Origin of the sequence: Methanothrix thermoacetophila PT (assembly GCF_000014945.1) — an archaeon.
Classification (GTDB): domain Archaea; phylum Halobacteriota; class Methanosarcinia; order Methanotrichales; family Methanotrichaceae; genus Methanothrix_B; species Methanothrix_B thermoacetophila.
This window is the reverse complement of sequence record NC_008553.1, coordinates 1,869,811-1,879,471: the sequence shown is the minus strand read 5'-3', so window position 1 is coordinate 1,879,471 and position 9,661 is coordinate 1,869,811. Positions and strand designations below refer to the sequence as shown.

General features: G+C 55.9%; 11 protein-coding genes. 9 read left to right on the top strand and 2 right to left on the bottom strand.

Features of this window, described 5'->3' with window-relative positions; genetic code table 11:
- The first annotated feature begins 259 nt into the window (after window positions 1-259).
- The gene (gene oadA / locus MTHE_RS09075; RefSeq protein ID WP_011696877.1) at window positions 260-1,963 is read left to right on the top strand and encodes a sodium-extruding oxaloacetate decarboxylase subunit alpha; all 1,704 of its coding nucleotides are present in this window, start codon (window positions 260-262) and stop codon (window positions 1,961-1,963) included.
- Window positions 1,964-2,094: 131 nt separating this feature from the next.
- On the top strand, window positions 2,095-2,964 hold the full coding sequence (argB, locus tag MTHE_RS09070; protein WP_011696876.1) for an acetylglutamate kinase: 870 nt from the start codon (window positions 2,095-2,097) through the stop codon (window positions 2,962-2,964).
- Here argB and MTHE_RS09065 read toward each other — a convergent pair.
- Window positions 2,957-4,222: an NfeD family protein gene (locus MTHE_RS09065; protein ID WP_011696875.1), complete on the bottom strand. Its 1,266-nt coding sequence runs from the start codon at window positions 4,220-4,222 to the stop codon at window positions 2,957-2,959. The two genes, argB and MTHE_RS09065, sit on opposite strands and share 8 nt — an antisense overlap.
- Before the next feature lie 12 nt (window positions 4,223-4,234).
- Entirely contained in the window at window positions 4,235-5,032 is a 798-nt protein-coding gene (locus tag MTHE_RS09060; RefSeq protein WP_011696874.1) for a slipin family protein, read from the bottom strand.
- Window positions 5,033-5,193: 161 nt separating this feature from the next.
- Between MTHE_RS09060 and MTHE_RS09055 the strand changes: the two genes are divergently transcribed.
- Genes MTHE_RS09055 through MTHE_RS09025 form a run of 7 tightly spaced genes read left to right on the top strand, consistent with a single transcriptional unit; the run spans window position 5,194 to window position 9,660 of the window.
- Complete coding sequence (locus MTHE_RS09055; RefSeq protein WP_011696873.1) at window positions 5,194-6,027, top strand: putative RNA uridine N3 methyltransferase; 834 nt, start codon at window positions 5,194-5,196, stop codon at window positions 6,025-6,027.
- Window positions 6,028-7,035, top strand: coding sequence for a 50S ribosomal protein L3 (locus MTHE_RS09050; RefSeq protein WP_011696872.1), 1,008 nt, complete (start codon window positions 6,028-6,030; stop codon window positions 7,033-7,035).
- Between the two features lie 12 nt (window positions 7,036-7,047).
- A complete protein-coding gene (gene rpl4p, locus MTHE_RS09045; RefSeq protein WP_011696871.1) occupies window positions 7,048-7,803 on the top strand; it encodes a 50S ribosomal protein L4 in 756 nt (251 codons plus the stop codon).
- Window positions 7,800-8,048 carry a 50S ribosomal protein L23 gene (locus MTHE_RS09040; RefSeq protein WP_011696870.1) on the top strand — a complete coding sequence of 83 codons (249 nt, stop codon included), beginning with the start codon at window positions 7,800-7,802 and terminating at the stop codon, window positions 8,046-8,048. The genes rpl4p and MTHE_RS09040 overlap by 4 nt, the downstream gene beginning before the upstream one ends.
- Before the next feature lie 10 nt (window positions 8,049-8,058).
- Window positions 8,059-8,769 (top strand): 50S ribosomal protein L2, encoded by a 711-nt coding sequence (locus MTHE_RS09035; RefSeq protein WP_011696869.1) that lies wholly within the window; start codon window positions 8,059-8,061, stop codon window positions 8,767-8,769.
- Between the two features lie 12 nt (window positions 8,770-8,781).
- Complete coding sequence (locus MTHE_RS09030; RefSeq protein ID WP_011696868.1) at window positions 8,782-9,192, top strand: 30S ribosomal protein S19; 411 nt, start codon at window positions 8,782-8,784, stop codon at window positions 9,190-9,192.
- Window positions 9,193-9,201: 9 nt separating this feature from the next.
- The gene (locus MTHE_RS09025; RefSeq protein ID WP_011696867.1) at window positions 9,202-9,660 is read left to right on the top strand and encodes a 50S ribosomal protein L22; all 459 of its coding nucleotides are present in this window, start codon (window positions 9,202-9,204) and stop codon (window positions 9,658-9,660) included.
- Window position 9,661: the final 1 nt, after the last annotated feature.

Here is a 9,661-nt window from a genome sequence, read left to right as displayed (position 1 = left end):
ATGTCGGCTAGCCTGAGCTGTTGCGAACCTGTTCAAATAAGGATTAAGTGTCTTCAAAAGGAGCAATCCACAGATCCCTGAATTCAGCTCTTTTTCCGACAGGTCCTGCGTGCGGACGTGTCCGAATAAAGGATTAGATGTTTATGATGCGCAGAAGGGGAGAAGATCCAGATTTCTGGCCACAGCTCTTATACGGACAGGTCCTGCCATGCGATCGAAGGTATTTTAAAGAAAGAGCGATGATGCTTGGGGGATCTATATGGGCAGGGTAAAGCTTACCGAGACAGTCTTCAGAGACGCACACCAGTCGCTTCTCGCGACCAGGATGAGGACCAGGGATATGCTACCCATTGCGGAGCTTCTCGACCAAGTCGGCTACTTTTCGATGGAGGTCTGGGGCGGTGCTACGTTTGACACGTGCATACGTTACCTGAATGAGGATCCCTGGGAGCGTTTGAGGGCTCTGAAGTTGGCGATGCCCAACACTCAGATGCAGATGCTTCTCAGAGGGCAGAACCTTGTGGGATACAGGCACTATGCCGATGATGTGGTGGAAAAGTTCGTCGAGAAGGCAGCCAAAAACGGCGTGGATGTCTTCCGCATATTCGATGCCGTCAACGATATACGAAACATGGAGAAGTCCATCCGGGTCGCTAAGCGGATGGGCGCGCATGTGCAGGGCGCAGTCTGCTACACCATAAGCCCGGTTCACACCATAGAGCAGTTCACAGAGTTCACCGTGCGCCTGGCGGAGATGGACTGCGACTCGATATGCATAAAGGATATGGCGGGTCTCATATCCCCCCACTATGCGAGTGAGCTTGTGAGGTCGATAAAGCGCGAGGTGAACCTGCCCGTCTGCCTGCACACCCACTGCACCGCGGGACTGGCCCATATGAGTTATCTTGCAGCTGTTGAGGCAGGCGCGGACATCCTCGATACAGCGATATCCCCGCTCTCGGGAGGCAGCTCACAGCCCTCCACAGAGAGTGTCGTGGCCGCGTTCAGAGAGACTCCATACGATACCGGCCTGGATCTGGAGCTGCTCACAGAGATAAAGCGCTACTTCGACAAGCTCATGGATGTGTACGCCCCAGTCTTCAATCCGATAGCAGCCAAGATAGACACAAATGTGCTCGTGTATCAGGTTCCGGGAGGCATGCTGTCAAACCTTGTGTCGCAGCTGATCGAGCAGAAGGCGATCGACAGATATGATGAGGTCCTGGCCGAGATCCCAAGGGTCAGAGCTGACCTGGGCTATCCGCCGCTTGTCACGCCGACGAGCCAGATAGTCGGGACCCAGGCGGTTCTCAACGTTCTCACAGGCGAGAGATACAAGGTCGTCCCGAAGGAGGTCCGCGATTACGTCAAGGGTCTGTACGGGAGACCTCCTGCGGATATCGATCCGAAGATACGCATGAAGATCCTTGAGGACGAGGAGCCGATAACCGTGAGGCCTGCTGATCTCCTGCCTCCAGAGTATGAGGCTGCTGTCAGGGAGGTCGATGCGCTGGGCCTCGCGAAGAAGGAGGAAGACTATCTCACATACGCTCTATACCCGCAGATCGCAATAAAGTTCCTGAAGGGCCAGGCGACCGAGGAGCCTCTTGTCAAGAAGGACACGAAAGCTGCGGCGGCTGTGAAGGGCGGCGCGCCTGTTGCATTTAATGTTGAGGTTGATGGAGAGGCGTATATCGTGAAGGTCGCTCCCGTTGGCATGAGCATACAGGAGTCGCAGCCGAAGGCTCCGAGAGATGGAGTCACAGTGCCGATGCAGGGGGTTCTGATAAGGTACAAGGTGAAGAAGGGCGACAGAGTAAACAAAGGCGACGTGGTTGCGATACTCGAAGCGATGAAGATGGAGAACCCAGTATACGCGGACAGAAGCGGTACTGTGAAGGAGATCTACATAGAAACAGGTAAGACGGTCTCTCCGGGCGATGTGCTTATGTCCATAGAGTGACCTCAGCCGGAGGCTATCTAAAATGGCAGCGTCCTGGATGTGCTCAAATCGATTGCTCTGGTTCAGAGCAGATCTGAAGCACGTTCGGGCTGCTCTCAAAACCAAACCAGATTTTCGATAGGGGCTGCGGTATGAAAAAGGAACAGGTGCTCATAGAGGCTCTGCCGTACATAAGAGAGTTTTACGACTCGATAATGGTGATAAAGATCGGCGGCTCGATAATGACGAACCACGAGATCCTGGAGAACTTCATACAGGATATAATCCTACTCAAATACATAGGCATACATCCAGTGGTCGTTCATGGGGGAGGGCCTGAGATCTCCGAGACTATGAAGCGGCTTGGGAAGAAGGCAGAGTTCGTTGCGGGTCTCAGGGTTACTGACAGGGAGACGCTTGAGATAGCGAGAATGGTGCTTCTGGGCAACATCAATGCAGAACTCGTCTCTCTCATAGGCAAGCATGGTGGTAAGGGCATTGGGCTCTCCGGGAAGGATGGCATGCTCATAGTGGCGAGGAAGAAGCCGCCGATGAATGTGAATGGGGAGAACGTAGATCTTGGCTACGTCGGGGAGGTTGAGGAGATAAATCCGGAGATTCTGATGATCACTGCAGGAAAGGGCTACATCCCAGTGATCTCGCCCATCGCCATCGACAGAGATGGGAACAGCCTGAACGTCAACGCTGATACTGTGGCCGGAGCTGTGGCAGTCGCCCTGCGTGCGAAGAAGCTGATATCAATAACAGATGTCGAGGGAGTTAGGGAGGATCCAGACGATCCGGGCAGGGTGATCTCACAGTTCTCGCCCTCTGAATTTCAGAGGCTTGTTGAGAGGGGTATTATAAAGGGTGGTATGATCCCGAAGGTCGAGGCCTGTGTTCGGGCTGTTGAGCGCGGCGTCGAGAAGGCACACATAATCGACGGCAGGATACCGCATGCGATCATACTGGAGCTTCTGACAGATGCAGGCATAGGCACGATGATCAGCAACATCACCTGACCTTCCTGACTTTGAGCGTCTGGCCGGAGATTCCCACAACCTCGACTGTTTCTCCTTTTTCGATTCTCTCATCAGCCTCCGCCTTCCAGTACTCCCCGCGGAATATGACATAGCCTTTTGGATCCAGTGTCTCGATCGTCTCTGCGTACTGCCCAGCAGTCTCCTCAAAAGTCGGCCTGCGCCTTGCCTCAGCTATCTTATAAACTGCAAACGCGAAGAATCCGGCCATCGTCAGGGACGGAAGCAGGAAGAGCCTGATAACAGACCGCTGGTATTCCCCTGGCAGATACCACTCCGGGAACCCTATGGGTGCGAAGAGAAGTGTGCCCAGGACGATGCAGATCAGTCCGGCAACGCCCAGAACTCCCATGGCGTGGGTGTGCAGCTCTGCCAGAATCAGGCCCATGCCGAGGATTATGAGAAACAGAGCGCCGATGTTGACATCGAACCCCTGACCTATGAGCCCAAGCGCGATCGCTATAACGCCAAACACCTCCGCTCCGAGGCCCGGATTTGAGATTCCGAAGATGAGAGCGTAGAGGCCGACGAGCAGCAGCAATCCGGCGATTGTTGGATCAGATAGAAGCATCAGCACCCTGAGCCTGAGGTCCGGCTCGAAGATCACTACCGCAGCGCCCTCTGTCACAAGAGTTCTATTCTTCGCAGAGCTGCCGTTGATGGATTTGAGGAGACTGCTGATATCGGGGGAGACGTGCTCGATCACCCCATACTCCAGCGCCTCCTCAGCATTGAGATTGAGGTTGCTCAGGACGAACTCCCTAGCCGCGGTCCTGTTCCGCCCATGGATCTTGGCCTTCTCCTCGATGAGCGCAACTATCGCGTTTGTCGTCTTCGTGTCGTTGACAGGCTCAGTCGCACCTGTGGGAAGAAGCCTGACCGGCTGGGCCGAGCCTATGATCGTGTTCGGGGCCATTGCTGCTATATCTGTGCTGATCAGTATCATTGTGCCCGCAGACCACGCCTTCGCCCCTGATGGGGAGACGTATCCCACCACAGGTATCTCGGTTCTCTCCACAACAGCTATTATCTCCAGTGTCTCGCTCAGGCCGCCTCCGGGTGTATCGAGCATCAGAATCAATGCATCAGCGTTCGAGCTCTCAGCGTAGCCTATAGCAGTCTTCACAAGATCGTCGCTCGCCGGAGTTATGGCCCCATCTATCCGGAGAGAGACGACATCCCCGAGGCAGGGGGATGATAATAGCAGCAGAATTAATAGCGACTTCAGGTGCAACCCCATCTCAGATCACTTTCAGGCCCTGCTCTCACCTCTACCTGTCTCCTCAACTGCTCTCTGGATGCCTGCCACAATACCTGTGGTGCTCCCCACATCAGCGCCTGAAGTCACAACTATCAGGTTCCTCTCCCTGGCGATCTCCGCCAGCGTCTGGAGCTCCCTGAGCTTTATGGCAATGGGCGCGTGCTGATACAGCGCAGCCGCCTCTGCCATGGTCTTGGACGCCTGGAGCTCTCCATCCGCCAGGATTATCCTAGACCGCTTCTCCCTCTCAGCCTCCGCCTGCTTCGCTATCGCGCGCATCATGGACTCTGGCAGGCTCACATCTCTCAGCGTGACCGCAGTCACCTTTATGCCCCACGGATCGGTGTGCCTGTCGAGAATCGCCTGGAGTTTGAGGTTCAGCTCCTCCCTCTTCGAGAGGAGATCGTCCAGATCTATCTGTCCCAGCACATCCCTCAGCGTTGTCTGCGAGAGAAGGGCGGTCGCCACCCTGTAGTTCTCCACCTGGATCACGGCCTTTGCCGGATCCATAACGCGGTAGTATATCACGGCATCAACATCCACTGTCACGTTATCTCTTGTTATCACGACCTGCTTCTGCACATCTATCGTCACGACACGGAGATCTATGAGCTGCACCCTGTCTATGATAGGGATTATGAAGAAGAGCCCCGGGCCCTTGACGCCGCTGTACCTGCCAAGACGGAAGATGACGACACGCTCGTACTCTCTTACAATCTTCATCGATTGGCTGAGAAGTATGAGCAGAATGACTATTACTATCGGAAGCTGTGAATCGAATAAAGCCACATGAACACCTCATAATGCTTTTAGCCATTCTTGTATATTAAAAGCTGTGTTATGCGCGCTGCGTGGCAGTTGATCCACGATCTTTCCCGGAGCGCATTCAACAGCAGCAGATCATGCAAACCTTTTTATATTGGGTCTCTCCCCTGAAAGAAGGACATCTGATGAGCGGTCCTTGCGAGCGGTCCATACTGATACCGTCCTCGTACACGATGGAGACGGCGGATCTGCGCCTTCGCACCGCGAAGGTAGGGCTTATCGCAAGGGCTGCGGCGGTCTTCCGCATCGACCGGATCGTCGTGTATCGCGATGATGAGTTCGACGATTCCAGGTTCATAAGCACTGTGCTGCGGTACGCAGAAACTCCACAGTACTTGCGGAAGCTGCTCTTTCCCAGGATGAGAGAGCTGAGGCACGCGGGAGTTCTGCCGCCGCTTAGAACCGCCCATCATCCAGTGGGCTCCAGAAGCTCAACGCTCAAGGTAGGCGAGATAAGAGTCGGAATGGTAGTAGAAAGCGTCGGATCTGATGGAGGCGCATGGGTTGAGGTCGGCCTCGACCGCCCTGTACCCCTTAAATCAAAAAGAAGATTCCAGAAGGGGCAGCGCCTGAACGTCAGGATCTTTTCGCTGAGTCCACTCGCCGCCGAGCCTGTGGACCGGAGTGAGATACCCGGATACTGGGGCTACGAGACGATCGTTGTGGACAGCGCAGAGGAGTACCTTCGCTCCAGGGACGAGTTCGTCGTGGCTACCTCCAGAAAGGGAACTCCGGTGAGCTGTGATCTGCTCAACCACATAGAGAGATCAGGCTCGAGAGGGCTTGCGGTGGTGTTCGGCTCCCCCGCACGGGGCGTTGATGCATTTCTGAGCCGCGAGATGCTGGAGAGATGCTGCGTGATCAACACAATTCCGCATCAGGGAACTGAGACGGTTCGCGTCGAGGAGGCAGTCATCTCGACGCTTGCCCTGCTGAACCTGGTGCGTCTGGAGGAGTAAATGGCAACGATACACCGACCGAGGCGGGGTTCACTGGCCTTCAGTCCCAGGAAGAGGGCCAAGAGCGAGGTTCCAAGGATAAGATCCTGGGTCGCAGATGAGAGGGCCGGGATGGCCGGCTTTGCCGGATACAAAGCTGGCATGACACATGTCATAATGATAGATGACAGGCCGAGAAGCCTCACAGAGGGCATGGAGATCAGCGTGCCTGTCACAGTGGTGGAGGTGCCGCCCATGAGCGTAGCAGCGCTCAGGGTGTATGAGCCCTACAACGGCGGAATTAGACCTGCTGGGGAGCTCTGGGCTGAGAACCTAAGCCAGGATCTAGAGAGAGCGATAACGATTCCAAAGGCAAGAAGGGGGGCATCCCTCGAGGATATCGAGTCCAGGGTGGATGAGCTCTGCGAGATCAGAGTTCTCGCCCACACGAATCCACGGCTGCTGACGGGCGTACCAAAGAAGGTGCCGGATATCATGGAGATACCTGTCACAGGGCGATCTGTGGAGGAGCAGCTCAAAGCAGCTGAGGGGCTTCTGGGCAGCCAGGTGGCTGTGAGCAACATCTTCAACGTTGGCGAATGGATTGATGTCTCTGCCGTGACAAAGGGAAAGGGAACCCAGGGGCCGGTGAAGCGCTGGGGAATAATGCTCCAGAAGAGGAAGCACTCGCGCACCGGCAAGCTCAGACATGTCGGAAACCTCGGGCCGTGGCACCCGGCAAGGATAAGCTGGAGGGTTCCGCAGCTCGGCCAGACTGGGTACCATCAGAGGACCGAGTTCAACAAGAGAATAATGGCAATAGGCACTAACGGCACGGACATAACCCCCGATGGTGGCTTTGTCGGCTACGGTGTTGTGAGAAATGAGTACATGCTGATAAAGGGAAGCGTTCCGGGGCCTGTGAAGAGGCTGGTCAGGATGCGCAGGGCGATCAGGCCAGGCGCTGCATTCGCGCCGAAGGCGCCCCAGATACTGTATGTCAGCAAGGAGTCCAAGCAGGGAGTCTGATCGGGGATCGCGATGAACGCTAAGATTATCGACATATCAGGAAATCCGGTCGGCGAGATTGTGCTACCGGCGATCTTTGATGAGGAGTACAGGCCGGATCTCATAAAGAGGGCTGTGCTTGCAGCACAGGCCAACAGACTGCAGCCCTATGGGCCACATTTCTACGCTGGTATGAACACCTCAGCCAGATCGTGGGGACCGGGCCATGGAGTATCCAGGGTGCCGAGGATTGTTACAGGAAGAAGAGCCGCTGCTGTTCCCATGGCAAGAGGCGGGCGTGCATCCCATCCTCCAGTGCCATCAAAGGTCCTGAGCGAGAAGATCAACGAGAAGGAGAGGATCAAGGCGATAAGATCTGCTGTGGCTGCGACGGCGAAGCCGGATATTGTGGCAGCCAGGGGACATCTCTTCAGTGGCGAGCTGCCGATAGTGGTGAGGGGCGAGATCGAGAGCATATCAAAGACCTCAGAGCTGAGGAGGTTTCTGATGGCTGCGGGCCTCTGGGATGACGTTATGAGGGCGAAGAACGGACGGAAGGTGCGGGCCGGAAAGGGCAAGATCAGAGGAAGAAGGTTCAGGCAGCCCAGGAGCATTCTGATCGTGGCAGCGGCCGATAATGGTATAGGAAGAGCTGCGCGCAACCTTCCAGGAGTCGATTTCGTGACCGCTGATAGACTGAATGCTGAGCTTCTGGCGCCGGGGACCCACGCTGGAAGGCTTACAGTGTGGAGCGAGCCATCCCTAAAGGTTCTGGAGGAGAGACTATGATAATAAAGTGTCCTTACGTCCCCGAGAAGGTCACCAACATGATCGATAAGGACAACACCATAGAGTTTATTGTGGATCTGAGAGCAACAAAGCCGCAGATCAAGAAGGAGCTCGAGGATCTGTATGATGTTGAGGTTGTCGATATCAGAACCATGATAACACCCCGGGGCGAGAAGAAGGCTGTTGTAAGGCTCGCTGGTGATAAGACCGCAAATGAGCTGGCCACCAGGCTGGGCCTGCTGTAAGGTGGTTGCGATGGGCAAGAGAATAATATCACAGAACAGGGGCAAGGGAACGCCCACATACCGTGCGCCATCACACAGATACAGGGCTGATATAAAGCACATCAAGTTCAGCGGAGATCTTGTTCGCGGTATCGTGGAGGATATAATGCACGACCCTGCCAGGACGGCTCCCGTGGCGCTCGTGAGGCTCGAGAATGGGGAGAAGCAGTATGTTCTCGCCACCGAAGGCACATACATTGGTCAGGAGATCGCCTGTGGGCCTGCTGCGGAGATACAGCCCGGCAACACCCTGCCGCTGGCGAGCATCCCTGAGGGCATGCCTATATGCAATATCGAGTCGAAGCCGGGCCATGGCGGACAGTTCGCCAGAGCCAGCGGTGTCTACGGGATACTTGTAGCACACGACGTGGGTGCGACCGTGGTCCAGCTTCCGAGTGGAGAGATGAAGTGGCTGAATCCAAACTGCCTGGCGACCATAGGCGTTGTCGCAGGTGGTGGAAGAACGGAGAAGCCCTTGGTGAAGGCGGGGAAGAGCTTTTACAAATACAGATCTAAGGCCGTGAAGTGGCCAAGGGTCAGGGGTGTGGCCATGAACGCCGTGGACCATCCCTTTGGAGGCGGAGGACGCCAGCATCCGGGCCGGCCCAAGACCGTGAGCAGGGGCACACCTCCTGGGCGTAAGGTCGGATCGATAGCAGCTCGCAGGACGGGCAAACGCTAGGAGGAGGTAGTTGTGGCGAAGAAAGCGGGATCCAAGCTTCCCAAGAGGAAGGAGGAATTCACCTACAGAGGCTACAGGGTATCTGAGCTTGCAAAGATGCGCCTGGAGGAGATCGCAGAGCTTCTTCCGTCAAGACAGCGGAGGACGCTCAGGAGAGGGCTCTCGAAGGAACACAGGAAGTTCATGGCGAAGCTCAGGGCCAGAGGAACTGCAAAGACGCACCTGAGGGATGCGATAGTGCTCCCTGAGATGGTCGGGAAGGTAGTGGAGATACACAACGGGAAAACCTTCCAGCGCGTGGAGATCATTCCTGAGATGATTGGCCATTATCTTGGAGAGTACGCTCTGACGAGGGCCAGGGTGATTCACGGCGCTGCAGGCGTCGGAGCAACGCGGTCGAGCAAGTTCGTGCCGCTCAAGTGAGGTGTGCTCGTGGGAAGACTGAACTACTCAATTACCCCGGAGGGGCGGTTTGCCAGGGCGATGGGCGTGGAACTGCCCATCTCTCCGAAGCACGCCAGGGAGATCTGCAGGGCGATAAGAGGAATGAAGGTCGAGGCTGCGGAGAGGTTCCTCCAGGACGTTATAGCTCTGAAGAGGGCGGTGCCGTTCAGGCGGTACAACAGGAATGTGCCCCACAGGCATGGTCTTGTTGGCTGGCCAGCCGGGAGGTTCCCCCAGAAAGCGGCCAGGGCGGTGCTCAGAGTGCTGGAGAATGCGATTGGAAATGCGGAGTATAAGGGTCTCGAGAAGGAAAGGCTGGTTATTGGGTATGCCAACACAAAGAAGGGAAGGACGTTCCGGGGATGGATGCCGAGGGCCATGGGCAGGGCCACTCCGAAGAACCAGGAGACCGTATCCATAGAGATGATACTGACAGAGGTGAGGTAGT